Raw genomic sequence first — 18,395 nt, 5'->3', positions numbered from 1 at the left:
CTAAATTGAAAAACAGGAACTGGACAGCCGGCATCGGCGATCGATCCAGAAGCGGACGACCGGGAGACTTGCAATGAGTGTAATGAAAGGCGCGACCGAACTGGCCGACGAAAAGGCGATCGTCGCCGCAGCCGAGGCGGCGCTCGGAGAGGTCGCGCTGGTCCGCGCCGAGATCGGCAAGGTCATTTTCGGTCAGGAGAGCGTCGTCGAGCAAACGCTGCTCGCGGTACTTTCCGGCGGGCACGCGCTGCTTGTCGGCGTTCCGGGACTTGCCAAGACCAAGCTCGTCGCCACGCTCGGCATCGTTCTCGGGCTCGACAACAGCCGCATTCAGTTCACGCCCGACCTCATGCCCTCCGATATCCTGGGTTCGGAGGTCATGGACCAGGACGCGGCAGGCCATCGCTCCTTCCGCTTCATTCCCGGCCCGATCTTCACGCAGCTCCTGATGGCCGACGAGATCAACCGCGCCTCGCCGCGCACGCAGTCGGCCCTGCTGCAGGCGATGCAGGAGTATCACATCACCATCGCGGGCGACCGCAAGGACCTGCCACAGCCGTTCCACGTGCTCGCAACCCAGAACCCGCTGGAGCAGGAAGGCACCTATCCGCTTCCCGAAGCCCAGCTCGACCGCTTCCTGATGCAGGTCGATGTCGGCTACCCCGAGCTTGCCGCCGAACGACAGATCCTGCTCGAGACGACCGGACTCGCAGAAACCGAGGCGCGGCCCGTGATCGACGCAGGCCGCCTGCAGCAGATCCAGGGGCTGATCCGTCAGATGCCTGTCGGCGAGAAGGTGGTCGACGCCATCCTGGCGCTCGTTCGTTCCGCACGCCCCGGCAACGGCAATGCCGACACCGACAAGAACGTTGCCTGGGGGCCGGGTCCGCGCGCCGGACAGGCGCTCATGCTCTGCGCCCGCGCCCGCGCGCTCTACGACGGGCGGCTTGCCCCTTCGATCGACGACGTCCTTGCGCTCGCCGAGCCGGTTCTCCAGCACCGCATGGCGCTGACCTTCGCCGCCCGCGCCGAGGGCATGTCGGTGCGCGACGTCATCGCCGGCCTGGTGAAGCGGGCCAAGGGCTGACGCATGGCCTCGATCGGGCACATTGTCGCGCGTACCCCTTCCGGTGAGGTCCTGTCGCGCGCGCAGCAGCGCGCGATGCTGGTGCCCGACTGTCTTGTCGAGGCCCGCAGGATCGCAAACACGGTCATCACCGGTTGGCACGGCCGGCGCAAGCGCGGTATCGGCGAGAACTTCTGGCAGTTCCGCCCCTACAGCGACGGGGAAAGCTTCTCGCGTATCGACTGGCGCCGTTCCGCCAAGGACGACCACACCTATGTCCGCGACCGCGAATGGGAGGCAGCGCACACGATCTGGCTCTGGGCCGATCTCTCGCCCTCGATGATGTACAAATCGACGCTCGGCGCCGTTTCGAAGGAGAGCCGCGCTCTGGTGCTGATGCTGGCGCTCGCCGAAATTCTCGCCCGTTCCGGCGAGCGGATCGGCTGCCCGGGCGTGATGGAGCCGGTTTCGGCACGCAACGCTGCCGAGCGGCTGGCAACGGCAATCATGCATAGTCCGCTTGCGGAGGGCCTGCCCGATACCGCAATGATCCGCGGCGCCAGCGACCTCGTTCTGATCGGCGATTTTCTCGACCCCGCCGACAGGGTGATGGAACGACTTGGACCGCTCGCCCGCCGGGGTCTGCGCGGCCATGTCGTGGAGATCGCCGATCCGGCGGAGGAAGTCTTCCCCTATGCCGGCAGAACCGAGTTCACCGATCCTGAAACCGGCGAGAAGCTGACCGCGGGACGTGCCGAGATCCTGCGCGAAGACTACCAGCGTGCCTATCGCGCCCGCCGCGACAGCCTCGGCACGAGCCTGCGCCATCTCGGCTGGACCTTCATTCCGCACAGAACGGATCGGGCGGCGTCGGAAGCTCTGGTCACGGTGCATATGCATCTTTCAGGCATGCCGGGCCGAGCGGCCCATGGGGGGCTTGCATGATCGGCGGCCTCTCCTTCATTTTTGCCAACCCCGCCATTCTGGCAGCACTCGTGGCACTGCCGGTGATCTGGTGGCTGCTGCGCATGACGCCCCCAAGACCTGCGGCCGAAATCTTTCCGCCGCTGCGCATCCTGGCTTCGGTGATGAAGCGCGAGGAGACACCCTCGAAAAGCCCCTGGTGGCTGACCCTTCTCAGGATGCTGATGGCCGCGGCTGTCATCTTCGCGATCGCCGACCCCGTCTTCAACCCGCGCAGCAATACGCTCGCGACCTCCGGGCCGCTGGCGCTGCTGATCGACAACAGTTGGGCAACGGCGCCCGACTGGGAGCGGCGTGTCGAAGCCGCCTCGGCGCTGATCGACGACGCCGAGGCGAAGGATGTCGCGATTTCGATCGTCTTCACCGGAGAGCGCCAGCACGACGCCACGCCAGGATCGGCGAGTACTGCGCGCAACCGGCTGGCGGCGGCCAGACCCGAGCCGCTGCCTGCCGACCGTGGTTCCGCAATCGCGGCCTTGCAGGCGGCCTTTGAAGACGCTCCTCCCGGAACGGTCGCCTTCATCACCGACGGCATTGAAGGGGGCGACGGCAAGACGATGGAGGCGCTGGCCGGGATCGGCGCGGCCGGTCTCAAGGTGATCGAAGCGGACGGCAGCGAGGCCGTGGCACTCACTACGACGAGCAACGAGTCCGGCGGCATGTCGGTGACGGCGAGCCGGCTGAAGACCGACGACGGCCGTTCCCTGCCCATCGTTGCGTTCGATACCCGCGGCCGGGCGATCGCCGGCGGGGCGATCGATTTCGCACCCGGCGCAGCAACCGCCAAGGGGATGATCGAGGCCCCGTTCGAACTGCGCAACGACTTCGCCCGCATCGGCATCGAAGGAGCCGCGACCGCCGGCGCCCAGCATCTCCTCGACGACGGCTTTCGCCGCCGTCGCGTGGCTCTACTGAGCGGCGAGGCACGTGACCTGTCGCAGCCGCTGCTCTCGCCGCTCTACTATATCAATCGGGCGCTCGCCCCCTATGCCGATCTCGTCGAGCCCCGCCAGAACGATCTTGCCGTTGCAATTCCGGAGCTTCTCGAGCAGCGCCCCTCGGTTCTGATCATGGCCGACATCGGCCGGCTGCCGGAAGAGACCTATCCTCTGCTTGCGAAATGGATCGACAACGGCGGCACGCTGATCCGCTTCGCCGGCCCCCGCCTGGCCGCCGCACCTGCCGACGATCCGCTCGTCCCGGTCACGCTTCGCCAGGGCGAACGGGCGCTCGGCGGCGCGCTCTCCTGGTCCGAACCGCAGCCGCTCGCCGATTATCCCGGCAACAGTCCCTTCGCCGGCATGGCCCGCCCCACCGACATTCTCGTCAAGCGTCAGGTTCTGGCCGAACCGACAGCCGATCTGGCGGAGCGCACATGGGCAAACCTCGCCGACGGCACACCGCTGGTCACGACTGCGACACGCGGGGCGGGCCGCATCGTGCTCTTTCACGTCAGCGCCGAGGCCACATGGTCGAACCTGCCGATCTCGGGCCATTTCGTTGAAATGCTTCGCCGCAGTGTCCAGCTCTCGCGCGGCGGCGGTATCGCCAGCGACGGCAAGGCCGTGAAGGCGCAGACCTTGCCGCCCTACCGGCTTCTGAACGCCGATGGCGTGCTCGTCGCTGAGACGGGCAATGCCCGTCCCCTCGACATCGTGCCCGGCAAGGCACCGGTCGCGACAGCCGACAATCCTCCGGGGCTCTACGGCTCCGAGGACGGCTTCACGGCGCTCAACCTCTTGCCGCGCGACGCCGAGCTCAAGCGGATCGACATGACCGCCGCCGGCCCTCATACCTCCGAGCGGCTGGCCGGTACGGAAAGCTGGTCGCTGAAGCCGGCGCTGATGACGCTCGCCCTCCTGCTGCTGCTCGCGGACGCTCTGATCGTGCTCTTCATGGGTGGCGTATTTTCACGCGCACGGATGGCAAGGGCCGCTTCGGCAATCATCATAGTCCTCGCCGGAACCGTCTTCCTCGCTCCGCCGGAGGCCTTTGCCGACGACACGCGCCCGGACGACCAGCGCATCCTCGAGCGGCTGGACACCACGCATCTCGCCTATGTGGTCACCGGCGAGGAAGAGGTGGACCGCCTTTCCGAAGACGGGCTGAGAGGCCTCACCGACTTCCTCACCTATCGCACCACGCTCGAGCCCGGCGCGCCCGTCGGCCTTGACATCTCCAAGGACGAATTGAGCCTCTACCCCATCATCTACTGGCCGATTTCCGCCAGCGCGCCCATGCCGAGCCCGCAAGCCGTCAGCCGAATCGATGCCTATATGCGAGCGGGCGGCACGGTCCTGTTCGACACGCGTGATCAGTTTTCCTCGCTCGGCTCTTCATCGAACGGAACCAGCGCGAACACCGAACGTCTCCAGGCGATCCTCGGCAATCTCGACATACCGCCGCTGGAGCCGGTTCCGGCCGACCATGTCCTGACCAAGGCCTTCTATCTGCTGACGAATTTTCCCGGCCGCTATACCGGCAGTCCGCTGTGGATCGAATCCCAGCTCGATAGTCGCGAGGAACCGAGCAACCGGCCGGCGCGACCGGGCGACGGGGTGACGCCGATCATCATCACCGGCAACGACTTTGCCGGTGCATGGGCCGTGGATTCGAACGGAGTCGCACTGCTACCGACCGTGCCGCCGGACGAAATGCAGCGCGAATACGCCTTTCGCTCCGGTGTCAACATCATGATGTACATGCTGACCGGCAACTACAAGGCCGACCAGGTGCACGTGCCCGCCCTGCTCGAGCGGCTCGGACAATGAGGACCCGGCGATGACAATCGATTTCTCGCCGCTTCTCGCCTGGCCGTATCTCGGGGCACTGGCGCTTGTCGCAGTTGTTCTGGCGGCACTCGGTATCTGGCGCGGCGTTCGGGGAGCCTGGATCAGGGCGGCGGCGCTGGCTGCATTCTGCCTCGCGCTTGCAAATCCCGTCCTCTTCCAGGAGGAGCGCGAACCCCTCTCCACCATCGTCGCCGTCGTTGTCGACCGCAGCCAGAGCCAGGAGAACGGTGACCGCCGCGCGCAGACCGACCAGGCGCTCGAGGGGCTCAAGGAACGCCTTTCCCGCTTCCCCCAGATCGAGGCGCGCATTGTCGAAGCCGCCGACGGCGAGGAAACCGAGGCACCCTCGACCAGGCTCTTCGGCGCCCTGACAACGGCGCTCGCAGACGTGCCGCCCGCCCGTGTCGGCGGCGCCATCTTCATTACCGACGGCCAGATCCACGACGTGCCGGACGTCAACCAGAAGCTCGGCTTCGATGCACCCGTCCACGCCCTGATCAGCGGCAAGCCGGACGAGTTCGACCGGCGCATCGAAATCGTCAGCGCCCCCCGCTTCGGCATCGTCGGCGAACAGCAGAGAATGACCTTTCGGGTCGTGGATGACGGCGCGGCTCCCGGCGGCAGCGCCGAGGTGACGATCCGCCTGAACGGCAACGAGATCGCCACGGAGCAGGCGGAGCCCGGCACAGACGTTCCGTTCAGCTTCACCGTTCCGCGCGGCGGCAACAACATCCTGGAATTCGCCGTCAATCCGGTTGCCGGCGAGGTGACGGAGACGAACAACCGCGCCGTGCATGTGCTCGACGGCATCCGCGAAAATCTTCGCGTGCTCCTCGTTTCGGGAGAGCCGCATGCGGGCGAGCGCGCCTGGCGCAACCTCTTGAAATCCGATGCCGCGGTCGACCTCGTCCATTTCACCATTCTCCGGCCGCCGGAGAAGCAAGACGGCACGCCGATCAACGAACTCTCGCTCATCGCCTTCCCGACGCGGGAGCTTTTCGTCGACAAGATCAGCGAGTTCGACCTCATCATTTTCGATCGCTACCAGCATCGTGGCGTGCTGCCGATCCTCTATTACGACAACATCGCCCAGTACGTGCAGAACGGTGGAGCGCTGCTGATCGCCGCCGGGCCGGAGCACGCCGGCGACGATTCGATCGCCGCGACCCCGCTTGCGGCGGTGCTGCCGGCAATGCCGACCGGCGTCATGAACGAGAAGGCGTTCTTCCCCCGGCTCTCGGAGGAAGGAAAGAAGCACCCGGTCACCCGCGGGCTCGAAGGGGCAGCGGACGAACCGCCGGCCTGGGGCCGCTGGTTCCGTACCGTCGACGTGGACAGGCCGCTCGGGCAGACGGTAATGGAAGCTGCTGACGGCAAGCCGCTGCTGGTCCTCAACCGCGTCGGCAAGGGGCGTGTCGCCATGCTGCTCTCCGACCAGGGTTGGCTGTGGGCGCGCGGCTTCGAAGGGGGTGGGCCGCATGTCTCGCTCTATCGCCGCACGGCGCATTGGCTGATGCAGGAGCCGGCGCTCGAAGAGGAGGCGCTCACCGCCCGCGCGATGGGCCGGACGCTCGAGATCACGCGCCAGACGATCGAAGGAGATCCCGGCCAGGCGACCCTCACCTATCCTTCCGGCCGGACCCAGGAAGTCACGCTCACGGAAGGCGAGCCGGGGCTCTACAAGGCTGAGGTCGAGACGAATGAAATCGGCCTCTTCGAAGTTGCCAACGACGAATTGACGACGCTCGTCCATGTCGGCAACGTCGATGCGCCCGAATTCAAGGCGGCGATTTCCACGGAGGAGAAGATCAAACCCTGGGCGGAGAAGACGAAGGGCCTGGTCCGCCGTCTGGCGAGCGCCGACGGACCCGTCGACCTCCCCTCTATCCTCCCGGTTCGCGGCGCCGTCCGCGTGGCGGACGATCAGCGCCTGTCGCTGCGCATGACCGACGAGACGGTGCTGAAGGGCATTGATTCCCTTTCACTTTTCGCGGGGCTCTTCGGCCTGGCGGCACTGCTCTTCCTCATCTCCGCTACCTGGTATCGCGAGGGTCGGTGAACGCCGGCGAGGCCACGGCTTCGCCATTCTCGGGCCGAGGACGACGAATAGCCGACGTCCAGAGATCAGGCAGCCGCCCCTTGCGCCTCCGTGCGCGCAGTGAGGCAGGTGGCGCCGTCATCCCGCCAGGCGATCACGCCTTCAAGCCGGGCGTGAACGTCCGGCGCGACCGGCACGACGAGAACCCTCGCGGGATCGACGGGACCCGGGAATTGGAGCGCGCCGTGGCGTACCTTCTCGAAACCGAGCGGCTGGTAATAGGGCGGATCGCCGACGAGGATAACCGCTTCGGTGCCCTTGCGGCGCGCCGCTTCGACTGCAATACGGACGAGTTCCCGGCCGATGCCCTGGTTCTTGTGCGAGGGCCGGACGGCAAGCGGGCCGAGCAGATGTCCTTTCACCGAACCGGCCGTTACCGGCGTCATCCGGACCGACGCGATCGTTTCGCCGTTATCGGCGCAGATGAAGGAGAGCGCCCGGTCATGGGGCCCCTGCTCGCGAATCCGCGCGGCGGCGCGGGTGAAGCGACCCGGCCCGAACGCCTCTTCATTGATGATTTCGATGGCTGCGTCGTGGGATGCGTCTTCGGTCAGATAGACGAGATCGTGCTTTTTCATGTGTCGAGAACCGGCATGCGAACGGACATGGAGGATGGCTCGCCCCGAATGGGCGTTTGCAGCATCAGCGTCGTCGCAGGCTTCCCGACAGGATCATTGTTGTGATCGTTCCCAGATGAAAGAGCTACCGTTTCGCCGATAGCAGAAAAATGCTGCCAGTCAAAGGGTAAAACGCACTGTTCGGAATTTCACATCTATCGGCCGCGGTTCTCAGCACTAATTATGACGTCAGCAAACGATCGAAAGGAGTTGGCCTATGGGTAGGCTCGTGAATGGCGTCTGGCAGGATGTCTGGTACGACACGCGTGCGACGAACGGTCATTTCAAGCGCAGCGAATCGCAGTTCCGCAACTGGATCACGGCAGATGGATCGCCCGGCCCTTCCGGCGAAGGCGGCTTCGAGGCCGAAGCGAGCCGCTATCATCTCTATGTGTCCCTTGCCTGCCCCTGGGCGCACCGCACGCTGATCTTCCGCAAGCTCAAGAAGCTCGAAGACCTCATCTCGCTTTCCATCGTCGACCCGCTGATGCTGGCCAATGGCTGGGAATTCAAGGGAGAGGACCGTGAGGGCGAGAACGGCGGCACCGCCGATCACCTCTTCGGCTCGCGCATGCTCTGGGAAGTCTATCTGCGCGCCGACCCGGTCTATTCCGGCCGGGTGACGGTGCCGGTCCTCTGGGATAAGCGGAAGAACACGATCGTCTCGAACGAGTCCGCCGAAATCATCCGCATGTTCAACTCGGCCTTCGATCGTCTGACCGGCTCGACGGCAGATTTCTGCCCGCAAGATCTGCGTCCCGAAATCGACGCGCTCAATGCGCGTATCTACGACGCGGTCAACAACGGGGTCTACAAGGCCGGCTTCGCAACCAGCCAGGCGGCCTATGAGGAGAGCGTCGCCGCCCTCTTCTCCATGCTGGACGAACTGGAGAACCGCCTCGCGTCGAAGCGCTATCTCACGGGAGACCGCCTGACCGAAGCCGATTGGCGGCTCTTCACGACACTCGTCCGTTTCGATCCGGTCTATGTCGGCCATTTCAAATGCAACATCCGCCGCATTGCGGACTATCCGAATCTCTACGGCTATCTGCGCGAGCTCTACCAGGTGCCGGGCGTCGCCGAGACGGTCAATATGCACCACATCAAGCAGCACTATTACCGCAGCCATACGACGATCAATCCCACGGGCATCGTGCCGGCGGGTCCGGTGCTCGACCTTGGAGCGCCGCACGGGCGGGATAGCCTCTGAACAAGGATGAGAGAAAATGGGCGCTAGCCGCTTGTCCCTTCGTCCGCTTGCGGGGGAGAAGGGACAAGCAGGCGCATGAGGGGGCGATCGGTCGCCTACCAGAACGTATCCGGCGCCGCGCTTCCAGCGAGCTCCGCCAGCCGGCGCCGGGTCGCAGGCGTCGTGTCCGCCGGAAGGTCGTCGAGCGGAAAGAAGCCCGCCGCGGCGATTTCGAGATCCGCACGCTTCGGCCGCTCCTGGCGGACATTATCGCAGCGGAAGAAGATGACGTGATCGCGCTTGCTGGTGCGCCGGTTGTAGTAGACCTGAAAGAGCAGCGGTGCCGTCGTCAGCACGAGGTTGCCCTCCTCCCTGAGTTCGCGGGCAAGGCCCTCCACCGCAGTCTCGTTGCGGTCGAGGCCGCCGCCGGGAAGATGCCAGCCCGGCAGATAGGAATGCCTTACGAGAAAGACCCGCCCCTCATCGTCGAAACAGGCAGCCCGCACGCCGAGCGTCATACCGCGCGCCAGGGCGAAATAAACATGGGCAAACCGCGTCAGAAAGCGGAGCCGCCAGGAGGGTATCTCCGGCCCGCGGCTCTCGTCCATACGCCTTCTCCTCACATTCACGGTTTCCGGGAATAGTCCATTACTGATTCCCCTTCCCGGGAATATGCGCTAGACGAGATTAATGTTCAAACTTGCGCATATATCCGATGTCCACCTGGGGCCTTTGCCCGATCTCTCCCTCCGCGAACTCGCCTCCAAGCGGATCACCGGTTTCGTCAACTGGCACAGGAACAGGGTGCGCCATCTCTTTCCCGGGACGCTCGACTGCCTGATGCAGGACATCGAGGTGCGCAATCCGGATCACCTGGCGATCACCGGAGATCTCGTCAATCTCGCCTCTTCGCTGGAGATCGAGGCGGTTACCGAATGGCTCGCGGAAGCGGGCGACCCCAATGAAATCTCGGTGGTTCCAGGCAACCACGACGCCTATGTGCCCGGCGCATACGAGAAGATCACGCATGCATGGTATCCCTTCATGCGCGGCGACGACGGCCCAAGCGGCTGGATGAAGAAGCATGCCTGCTTTCCCTATATGCGGGTGCGCGGCAGGGTGGCGCTCATCGGCTGCTCGACGGCCGTGGCCACGCCCCCTTTCGCCGCGAGCGGTTATTTCGGGCCGCGACAGGCGCGCGCGACGGTCAACCTCCTTCGCCAGGCCGGCGAAGCCGGATTGTTCCGCATCGTCATGATCCATCACCCGCCGATTCGCGGCGCGACCTCGATGCACAAGCGCATGATCGGCATCCGCCGTTTCGCTGCCACCATCTCCGCCGGCGGGGCCGAGCTGGTTCTGCACGGCCACACGCATCTCAATACGCTCCACTGGCTCAAGGGGCATACGGGGCCGGTGCCGGTCGTCGGCATCGCATCCGCCTCGCAGGGTCCCGGAGGCAGCAAGCCCGTCGCCGCCTACAATCTCTTTTCCGTCGACGGCGAGCCCGGAGACTGGCGGCTGACCCGGGAGCGCTACGCGATCAACCCGGACGCGACCGGCGTGGTGCTCGCCGAAACGACGTATTTCTGAAACGCCGGAAGCCTTTCGGTCCCGGCCGATTCAAGGACGCGCGGCGGCGTGGGGAAAACCGGTTGCCGGGGTGCAAAAACCTCTTTCCGTTCCGGCTCTTCCCTTGCAGACTTAGGACCAAATGTTCCATATCATTGATGGTGCGTCCGGATGGCGAATGGACGCGCGATCCGGCACGTTTTCCTGGAAGAGCAATGCGCCCAGCGGCAGAAATGAAGGATTTCAGACGGGATTTGGTCAGCCTGCTGCCCAAACTGCGCCGCTTCGCGATCACGCTGGCCCGCAATGCCAATGATGCCGACGATCTCGTCCAGGAAGTTTGCGAGCGGGCAATCGCGCGCGGTCACCTTTGGAATGGCGAAGGCCGGCTGGAAAGCTGGGTCTATGCGATGACCCGCAATCTCTGGGTGGACGAAATCCGCAAGCGCAAGGTGCGCAGCGCCGGTGCGGTCGACGTTTTCGAGCGGGACGAACCGCACGTCGAAGCAACAGCCGAAAAGGCCGCCTATGCCAATCAGGTGCAGAAGATGATCCTGTCGATGCCGGAGGGACTGGCAAGCGTCTTCCTCCTCGTCAATGTCGAAGGCCACAGCTACCGGGAAACGGCGGAGATCCTCGGCATCCCCGTCGGTACGGTCATGAGCAGGCTGTCGACGGCGCGGCTCAGGCTCGCGGCCATGTTGTCCGAAAATACGGAAAGGAGGGCCTGACCGTTGCTGCAAACGAAGGGGCTGGCGCTCGAGGTGCGGTTGTCCGCCTATATCGACGGCGAACTCGCGGAAAGCGAAAAATCCGAGCTTGACGCTCTTCTCGCCCGCGACGACGAGGCGAGGGCATTGCTCGACAAGCTCAAGTCGGGCAGCGCCTTCGGCAACGGGGCGTTCGAAAACTTCCTCCATGATCCGGTGCCGCTGGCGCTGGTGCGCCAGATAAAGCAAGGCCCCGGCATCAACCCGAAATCGGAGCGGGTAACGACGGCCAGCCTTCCAAGACGAAGCGCTCGCATCTGGCCGCGCATCCTCGCCGCTTCCATCGCCCTTTTCCTGCTCGGCGGAGCCGCCGGCTTCATTCTCGGCAGCGCCACGGACTTCGCCGAGCCGATGAACCAGGCCGATGACCACCCCTGGATCGACGATATCGTGGGGTCTCACCGCATCTATTCGCGCCAGAAGGAGCATCTGGTCGAGGTGCCGGGAACGCAGGCGGCCGAGATCGAGACCTGGCTTGCCGCAAGCGTCGGCGTGAGCTTCGCTGTCCCCGATCTCGCCCGCAAGGGATTATCCTTCGAAGGGGCGAGGCTCCTTGCCGCCAACGGCAGGCCGGTTGCCCAGCTCGTCTATCGCGACCGGGAGGGAGAGGTCTTCACTATCTGCTTTCTCAAGCAAGGCGACGGGCAACAATCCGGCGAATTCACCGAGACCATCCGCGGCGACCTCGGCTTGATATCGTGGCAACGGGAAAGCGTCTCATTCGTGATGATAGGTCCGTCCTCCGACCCCGCTCTGCAGGACCTTGCCGAAACGGTGGCGGCGAACATTTGACGCTGATCAAGACCGAGTAGCTGCCCCGCATAGAGCCGTCGCGACCTTCTGCCCCTAGGAGGCAGGGCCATCGCATATGAGCCAGGGTCGGGAGCGTTTCCGCGATCCACCTATCGAAGACCAGGCTAAGCGCTGCCCAGTTCCGTCTCCCCTCTCTCCGCGCGCGGAGAGAGGGTCGGGGCAAGGGGCACCTACCAGGGCAAGCGCGTCACTTCCCCATCACGTCCAGCACGCGGTTGGCAGCCGAGACGATCGCCTCCAGTGAGGCGGCCACGATATTGGTGTTGATGCCGACGCCGAAGAGCTTGCCGCCCGGATACTCGACCTCGACATAAGCGATCGCAGCGGCGTTCGAACCATGCTGCAGCGAATGCTCGGAGTAATCCGCCACCGAGAGTTCGACGCCGAGATAGATCGACAGTGCATTGATGAAGCCGTCGATCGGGCCCGTGCCCTTGCCCTCGATCTGTCTGGTCTCGCCGCCGTCCGTGATCTCGGCGGCAACGACGCGCAAGCCTTTGTGCTCGCCTACAGGGTAGGTGTGATGGTCGACGAACTTGATGCGCGCGCCCGGCTGCTCGACATAGCTTTCGATGAAGCGCTCATGGATGCGCTTCGAGGGCAGCTCCTTGCCTTCCTCGTCGGTGATGCGCTGGACTTCCTCACGGAACTCGATCTGCAGATTGCGCGGCAGATTGATTCCGTAGTCCTCCTGCAGGATATAGGCGATGCCGCCCTTGCCCGACTGCGAGTTGATGCGGATGATCGCTTCATAGCTGCGTCCGACATCGCGCGGATCGATCGGCAGATAGGGTACCTCCCAGGTCGGCTTGTTCGCCTGTTTGATCGCCTTCATGCCCTTGTTGATGGCATCCTGATGCGAGCCGGAGAAAGCCGTGTAAACCAGTTCGCCGACATAGGGGTGGCGTTCCGGAATGACCATCTGGTTGGAATATTCGTAGACTTCCTTGATCCGCTCGATGTCCGAGCAGTCGAGCTTGGGATCGACGCCCTGCGTGAACATGTTGAGCGCCAGCGTCACCACATCGACGTTGCCGGTGCGCTCGCCATTGCCGAAGAGCGTCCCCTCGACACGGTCGGCGCCCGCCATCAGCCCCAGCTCGGTTGCGGCAATGCCGGTGCCGCGGTCATTGTGCGGATGCAGCGAGACGATCAGGTTCTCGCGATTGTCGAGATTGCGGCACATCCATTCGATCTGGTCGGCATAGATGTTCGGCGTCGCCATCTCCACGGTCGAGGGCAGGTTGATGATGAGCTTGTTGTCCGCCGTCGGCCGGACGATCTCGATCACGGCGTTGCAAATCTCCAATGCCACTTCGAGTTCGGTGCCCGTGAAGCTTTCCGGCGAGTACTCAAAGCGATAGCCGCCGCCCGCTTTCGCGGCCATGTCGGTGATCATCTTGGCGGCGTCGGTCGCGATCTGTTTGATGCCGGCCACGTCCTTGCCGAAGACGACGCGGCGCTGCAGCTCGCTCGTCGAATTGTAGAAATGCACGATCGGCCGGTGCGCACCTTCAAGCGCCTCGAAGGTCCGCGCGATCAATTCCGGCCGGCACTGTACCAGCACCTGCAGCGACACGTCTTCGGAGACGTTGCCTTCCTCGACGCACCAGCGGGCGAAATCGAAATCCGTCTGCGACGCGGATGGGAAGCCGATCTCGATCTCCTTGAAGCCCATGTCCAGGAGGAGGTGGAACATGCGCGCCTTCCGGTCGTGACCCATCGGGTCGACGAGTGCCTGGTTGCCGTCGCGAAGATCCACGGAACACCAGATCGGCGCCTCGGTAATCGCCTTTGACGGCCACGTGCGATCCGGCAGCGCGATCTGCGGATAGGGCTGATATTTCACAGCCGCTTCGGGCATGCCGGTCTTGATGGAATGCGATTTCAAAATCATGTGCAGCTTCTCTTCGTCACTGGAGCGTAGCCTGCCGCATGCAATAGCCGATCATTCGGGACATTGCGATGGCGATGCCGCGGGGGCCGCGCGATTTGGTTCAGCTTTTCTGGATTTCGAGGAGCAGGTGCCGGCAAGGCTTTTCGGCCGCCGGGCGCTCCTCAGCGAACCCGGCAACCGCGGATAAGGCCGAGAAGAAGAAGGGAGGCGAAGGCGCGCGCAGGAGCACGATTGGCATCGTGTCCCGAAAAGATCGCTGCGATCTTGTTTGCGTCGGCCTCAGTCATGGAAAAGCCTATACACGGCTTGGTAAAGCGGAGCAAGAGTGCCCTCTCCTCGGGGTTTGGTCCGAGGACGAGCCCTTTCCCCGCGCGTGGGGGAAAGGGGTCTGAGGCGGCGCCTCGCCTCCCTTCGCCCCGCTTGCGGGAGAAGGTGTCTGCAGGCGGATGAGGGGCGGACGCTCTAGATTTCCGCGATGGAGGTGACGATGCGCGAAACAAGACCGTAGGCCTTCGCCTCTTCCGCACCGAGCCAGTAATCGCGATCTGTGTCCTTGGCGATCTTGTCGACCGGCTGTCCGGTCGCTTCGGAGAAGATCCGGTTCAGACGCTCGTTCATCTTGATGATCTCGCGTGCCTGGATCTCGATGTCGGAAGCCATGCCGCGCGTTCCGCCCGAGGGTTGGTGCAACAGGAAGCGGGTGTTCGGCAGGCACAGGCGCTGCTCCTTGGGCGCAGCGACATAGATGAGCGCGCCGGCGGATGCGACCCAGCCGGTGCCGATGGTCCAGACCTTCGGCTTCACGAACTTGATCATGTCGTGGATGCTGTCGCCGGATTCGACATGGCCGCCGGGCGAGTTGACGAAGAGGCGGATGTCGTCGTCGCTGGCCGCGGCAAGCGCCACGAGCTGCGAGCAGACCTTCTGCGCGAGTTCCTGAGTGATGGTCCCGTAAATGAAAATCGAACGCGACTTGAAAAGGTTCGCCTCCGTCTCCTTGCCCAAGGGCAATTCGGTCTTCTTTTCTTCCTGGTCGTCGTCGTTCCGCATTCTTCGGACTCCTCATGAAATGTCTTCCAACCAGATAATGCGACTCGACGGCGAAAACAATGCAAACGGCGGCGTTAACACGGTTCGAACCGCCCGCCTCGGCACGATGGTGAACAGGGCCCGCCAAATGACGTATGGACAGCCGGTGGGAGCCCAATAAGATCAGCGGATCATCAATGTCCGTATCGGGGCCCAGAATGAAGAAATCCGTCCTTCTCGCAGCCGCGCTCTTCGCCGGCTCCTCCGCGCCTGCCTTCGCCCATCTCGATCCAGCCGAACACGGGTCGGTGATGGCGGGTCTTTCCCATCCGCTGTTCGGAGCCGACCACGTTCTTGCGATGATCGCCGTCGGCCTTTGGGCGGCTCAGATCGGCGGCAGGGCGCTGTGGAGCGTGCCGGCTGCCTTTGTCGCGACGATGTTGCTCGGCTTCGTTCTCGCCCACGCCGGCGCTCCCCTGCCCCTTGTCGAACCGGCCATTCTCGCCTCCGTCGTGGCGCTCGGCCTGGTCGTCGCCATAGCCGTCCGGCTTGACGCGGCAACGGCTGCAGCCATCGTCGCGGCCTTCGCGCTCTTCCATGGCCATGCCCACGGTGGAGAATTGGGCTCGGCCGGCACCTGGTCGTTTGCAGCAGGATTCGTGATCGCAACCGCTCTTCTGCACATTGCCGGCATCGGTCTCGGCATGGGGCTCGCCCGGCTTGCGGACCGCGGCGTCGTCACTCGTATCGTCGGCGGCGCCACCGCCATAGCCGGCGCAGCCTTGATCCTCGGATGATACTGGTTCGCTCCGCGCTGCCGCAGGAGGCGGACTTTCTCGCTCAAATCGGCCTTGAAGCCTGGCGCAAAGGCATAAAGCCGCTTGTGCCGGCGCATGTTGCGGCGGCCACCGAACAGAACAATCCGTTTCTGCCGTTCGTGCGAGAACTGGGGCCTCGCATTCTCGTCGCTGAAGTCGATGGAGAAGCTGCCGGCCTCGGCGCCCGCGAGCACGATGACCATGTCATCAGCGATATCTGGGTGGCTCCCGCCTTCGAAGGACGGGGCGCCGGATCGGCCCTCATAAAGGCGCTCGAAGCGCAAATCGCCGAGCGTGGATACAGGCAAGCCTCAATCCAGGTGGCGGCCCAAAACGAGCGGGCGCTTCAGCTCTACCAGCGTCTCGGCTACCGAGTGCTTTGGAGAAAAGTCGCTTTCGACCCGATACTCCAGACCGAACTGGAAAAGATCGGCCTGTCAAAAGCACTTCGGCTCGGTCGATAGGGAATCCGTGCGAACCGGCGGGCGGCTCATCCCCAGGTCAGCGGATCCAGCCGAAGATAGAAAGCGAGACGATCTTCGTCCGGTGCCGAGATCCCGTGAATGTCGAAGAGGCAGTCCCGCGCGGTCTCCGCATCGCCGTGTCCGGTCCAGCTTTCGCGAGCGTTGCCAAGGAGGAGCGAAAAATCGACGTATCGATCCGCCGTTCCGAGCCGACTCAGATCGATAACGCCCGTGCAGCGGTGTGTATCCGGATCGATCATGAAGTTGGGCAGGCATGCGTCGCCATGGCAGACTACGAGACCGGAAGGCTCATCGATCAGGTGCCGCGGCAGTTCAGCGCGCAGAGCGTCGAGCAGTTCGCCCGGCGGAGTGTTCTGATCCTCCGGAGCCAGGAAATCCGGATTGACGGCATCGCGCCGGACGACATCCGCGGCCCGGTCGAACATCGACGCGAGTCGCCGCTCGAAGGGGCAGGATTCCGTTGGCAGTCCATGCAGCAGCTTCAATTGCCGCACGATCGACGGCCAGGCCCTCTTGAGGTCGACCACGGGGAGCTGGCTTGCCGGCACGCCCGGCAGCGCGCTGATGACGACGCATGCTTCATTCTCTGCTGCGATCCACTCGCAGACGGAGGGCGAGCCCAGGCGGAACGGCGCCAGCCACGCGACACGATCGCGCTCGCCCTCGAGCAGAGCCATGGCCTTACCGCTCGCAATCTTCGCATAGGCGCTACCGTCGCTGCGACGATAGACGCGGTCACCGGATTCGCCGTGACGAACCGGTGTCCATTCCCGACCCGCAGGCAGTTTCGGGAGTAGCGTTTCGTCACCGGCGTCGCGCCTGCTCATGAAACCCGCCATTGCAAATCAGCAACCGCCATCATCCCCGTCCGCGATAGGTCGGCACGCCCTGATCCGGCAGCCAGACGCCCTCGGGCGGGTTTCCCGTCTGCCAGAAAACGTCGATCGGGATGCCGCCGCGGGGATACCAGTAGGCGCCGATCCGTAGCCACTTCGGCGAAAGCAGCGAAACCAGCCGCTTGGCGATCTCGATCGTGCAATCCTCGTGGAAAGCGCCGTGGTTGCGGAACGAATGCAGGAACAGCTTGAGCGATTTCGATTCGACCAGCCAGCCGTCCGGCACATAGTCGATGACGATATGCGCGAAGTCGGGCTGCCCGGTCATAGGGCAAAGCGAGGTGAACTCGGGCGCCGTAAAGCGCACGACGAAGTCCGTGCCGCCGTGCCCGCTCGGCACCCTTTCGAGAACCGCTTCTTCCGGGCTCTGGGGCAGATCGACCTTCGTCCCCAGTTGTGAAAGTCCCGATACGTCAGTCTTGGTCATTTCCGTGATGCTCCACTAACTTTAACGCGCACCCCGTGCGCCTTTTCGCCTTCCGGTTCGACGTGGATGGCGATCTCCGCGCCCGAGTGCACGACGCGAATCGCCTCCTCGATCCGGTCGCAGATATCGTGCGCGTCACCGACCGCCATCGCCTCCGGCACGACCATGTGAAAATCCACGAAAATCGCCGGGCCCGCCTGACGCGTCTTCAGATCATGGACCCCGAGAGACCCGCCGGCATTAGCCGCGATCGCCGCCTTGATCGCCTCCTCCTCGTCCGCCGGCACCGCTCTGTCCATCAGCCCGTCGACGGAGCGCGAAATCACCTTCCAGCCCTGGAAGAGGATGTTGCCCGCGACGATCACGGCGAGCAGCGGATCGAGGATCGCGTAGCCGGTGGCGATGGCGAGAAGAAGGCCGACGAGCACGCCCACGGAGGTCACGACATCGGAGAGAATATGCTGGCCGTCCGCACGCAAGGCCGGCGAGCGATGGCGGCTGCCGGCGCGGATAAGCACATAGGCCCAGATCGCATTGACGACGCCGGCGGCGAAATTGATGGCGAGGCCTAGCGTCGGTGCATTCAGAAGCACCGGTGCCATCATTTCGGGGATGGCTTCCCAGATAATCAGCAACGCCGCCAGGACGATCAGCACGCCTTCGATGACCGCGGAGAAGTATTCCGCCTTGTGATGCCCGAAGGGGTGATCGGCATCGGCCGGCTTTGCCGCATAGCCGATCATCGCATAGGCAATCACCGCGGCGACCACGTTGACGGAGGATTCCAGCCCGTCGGACAGGAGCGCCACCGAGCCCGTCACCCACCAGGCGAGCATTTTAAGACCCATCACGCCCAGCGACAGGGGGATGCCCCAGAAGGCGAGTCGCAGGATGGTACTATTGTCGGTTCCGGTCATCGTCATTCCTCCTGCAGATGCAAAC

The 18,395-nt window shown here is 64.2% G+C and carries 17 protein-coding genes; 10 read left to right on the top strand and 7 right to left on the bottom strand.

Going from position 1 to position 18,395, the window contains the following annotated elements; all coding sequences use genetic code 11:
- The first annotated feature begins 73 nt into the window (after positions 1–73).
- The 4 genes from CN933_RS01095 to CN933_RS01080 are packed head-to-tail and all read left to right on the top strand — an operon-like array spanning position 74 to position 6,901.
- Positions 74–1,087, top strand: a complete 1,014-nt coding sequence (locus tag CN933_RS01095) for an AAA family ATPase (protein WP_018095661.1) — start codon at positions 74–76, stop codon at positions 1,085–1,087.
- 3 nt (positions 1,088–1,090) lie between these two features.
- Positions 1,091–2,011 (top strand): DUF58 domain-containing protein, encoded by a 921-nt coding sequence (locus CN933_RS01090; RefSeq protein WP_018095662.1) that lies wholly within the window; start codon positions 1,091–1,093, stop codon positions 2,009–2,011.
- Positions 2,008–4,821, top strand: a complete 2,814-nt coding sequence (locus tag CN933_RS01085; protein ID WP_018095663.1) for a DUF4159 domain-containing protein — start codon at positions 2,008–2,010, stop codon at positions 4,819–4,821. The genes CN933_RS01090 and CN933_RS01085 overlap by 4 nt, the downstream gene beginning before the upstream one ends.
- Before the next feature lie 10 nt (positions 4,822–4,831).
- Positions 4,832–6,901: a membrane protein gene (locus tag CN933_RS01080; protein ID WP_018095664.1), complete on the top strand. Its 2,070-nt coding sequence runs from the start codon at positions 4,832–4,834 to the stop codon at positions 6,899–6,901.
- A 65-nt stretch (positions 6,902–6,966) separates the two neighbouring features.
- Here the strand turns inward: CN933_RS01080 and CN933_RS01075 are convergent, their stop codons facing one another.
- Positions 6,967–7,518, bottom strand: coding sequence for a GNAT family N-acetyltransferase (locus tag CN933_RS01075; RefSeq protein ID WP_018095665.1), 552 nt, complete (start codon positions 7,516–7,518; stop codon positions 6,967–6,969).
- Between the two features lie 256 nt (positions 7,519–7,774).
- Between CN933_RS01075 and CN933_RS01070 the strand changes: the two genes are divergently transcribed.
- Complete coding sequence (locus tag CN933_RS01070) at positions 7,775–8,767, top strand: glutathione S-transferase family protein (RefSeq protein ID WP_018095666.1); 993 nt, start codon at positions 7,775–7,777, stop codon at positions 8,765–8,767.
- A 95-nt stretch (positions 8,768–8,862) separates the two neighbouring features.
- Here the strand turns inward: CN933_RS01070 and CN933_RS01065 are convergent, their stop codons facing one another.
- On the bottom strand, positions 8,863–9,354 hold the full coding sequence (locus tag CN933_RS01065) for an NUDIX domain-containing protein (RefSeq protein WP_018095667.1): 492 nt from the start codon (positions 9,352–9,354) through the stop codon (positions 8,863–8,865).
- Between the two features lie 82 nt (positions 9,355–9,436).
- On the opposite strand from CN933_RS01065, the gene CN933_RS01060 reads away from it, so the two are divergent.
- The 3 genes from CN933_RS01060 (at position 9,437) to CN933_RS01050 (ending at position 11,880) form a co-directional block, all read left to right on the top strand.
- A complete protein-coding gene (locus tag CN933_RS01060; RefSeq protein WP_018095668.1) occupies positions 9,437–10,339 on the top strand; it encodes a metallophosphoesterase family protein in 903 nt (300 codons plus the stop codon).
- Positions 10,340–10,533: 194 nt separating this feature from the next.
- Positions 10,534–11,049, top strand: a complete 516-nt coding sequence (locus CN933_RS01055; RefSeq protein ID WP_018095669.1) for an RNA polymerase sigma factor — start codon at positions 10,534–10,536, stop codon at positions 11,047–11,049.
- 3 nt (positions 11,050–11,052) lie between these two features.
- Complete coding sequence (locus tag CN933_RS01050) at positions 11,053–11,880, top strand: anti-sigma factor family protein (RefSeq protein ID WP_102761194.1); 828 nt, start codon at positions 11,053–11,055, stop codon at positions 11,878–11,880.
- Between the two features lie 208 nt (positions 11,881–12,088).
- Here the strand turns inward: CN933_RS01050 and leuA are convergent, their stop codons facing one another.
- Both leuA and CN933_RS01035 read right to left on the bottom strand, forming a co-directional pair.
- Positions 12,089–13,798: a 2-isopropylmalate synthase gene (gene leuA / locus CN933_RS01045; protein WP_018095671.1), complete on the bottom strand. Its 1,710-nt coding sequence runs from the start codon at positions 13,796–13,798 to the stop codon at positions 12,089–12,091.
- 462 nt (positions 13,799–14,260) lie between these two features.
- Positions 14,261–14,848, bottom strand: a complete 588-nt coding sequence (locus CN933_RS01035) for an ATP-dependent Clp protease proteolytic subunit (RefSeq protein WP_003534438.1) — start codon at positions 14,846–14,848, stop codon at positions 14,261–14,263.
- A gap of 197 nt (positions 14,849–15,045) precedes the next feature.
- Here CN933_RS01035 and CN933_RS01030 point away from each other — a divergent pair, with 197 nt between their 5' ends.
- Both CN933_RS01030 and CN933_RS01025 read left to right on the top strand, forming a co-directional pair.
- Positions 15,046–15,624: a HupE/UreJ family protein gene (locus tag CN933_RS01030; RefSeq protein ID WP_018095673.1), complete on the top strand. Its 579-nt coding sequence runs from the start codon at positions 15,046–15,048 to the stop codon at positions 15,622–15,624.
- A complete protein-coding gene (locus CN933_RS01025) occupies positions 15,621–16,109 on the top strand; it encodes a GNAT family N-acetyltransferase (RefSeq protein WP_180980680.1) in 489 nt (162 codons plus the stop codon). Before CN933_RS01030 ends, CN933_RS01025 begins: the two co-directional genes overlap by 4 nt.
- A 26-nt stretch (positions 16,110–16,135) precedes the next feature.
- Here CN933_RS01025 and CN933_RS01020 read toward each other — a convergent pair whose 3' ends face one another.
- The 3 genes from CN933_RS01020 to yiiP are packed head-to-tail and all read right to left on the bottom strand — an operon-like array spanning position 16,136 to position 18,370.
- Positions 16,136–16,957: an APH(3'') family aminoglycoside O-phosphotransferase gene (locus CN933_RS01020; protein WP_050563114.1), complete on the bottom strand. Its 822-nt coding sequence runs from the start codon at positions 16,955–16,957 to the stop codon at positions 16,136–16,138.
- A gap of 31 nt (positions 16,958–16,988) precedes the next feature.
- Entirely contained in the window at positions 16,989–17,453 is a 465-nt protein-coding gene (gene queF, locus CN933_RS01015) for a preQ(1) synthase (protein WP_018095676.1), read from the bottom strand.
- Positions 17,450–18,370: a cation diffusion facilitator family transporter YiiP gene (gene yiiP / locus CN933_RS01010; protein ID WP_018095677.1), complete on the bottom strand. Its 921-nt coding sequence runs from the start codon at positions 18,368–18,370 to the stop codon at positions 17,450–17,452. The genes queF and yiiP overlap by 4 nt, the downstream gene beginning before the upstream one ends.
- Positions 18,371–18,395 lie beyond the last annotated feature (25 nt).

It is taken from the genome of Sinorhizobium sp. M4_45 (assembly GCF_002885915.1).
GTDB classification, from domain to species: Bacteria; Pseudomonadota; Alphaproteobacteria; order Rhizobiales; family Rhizobiaceae; genus Sinorhizobium; species Sinorhizobium meliloti_A.
Note: the sequence above shows the minus strand (reverse complement) of the source record. Positions and strands in the feature narration are given on the sequence as shown.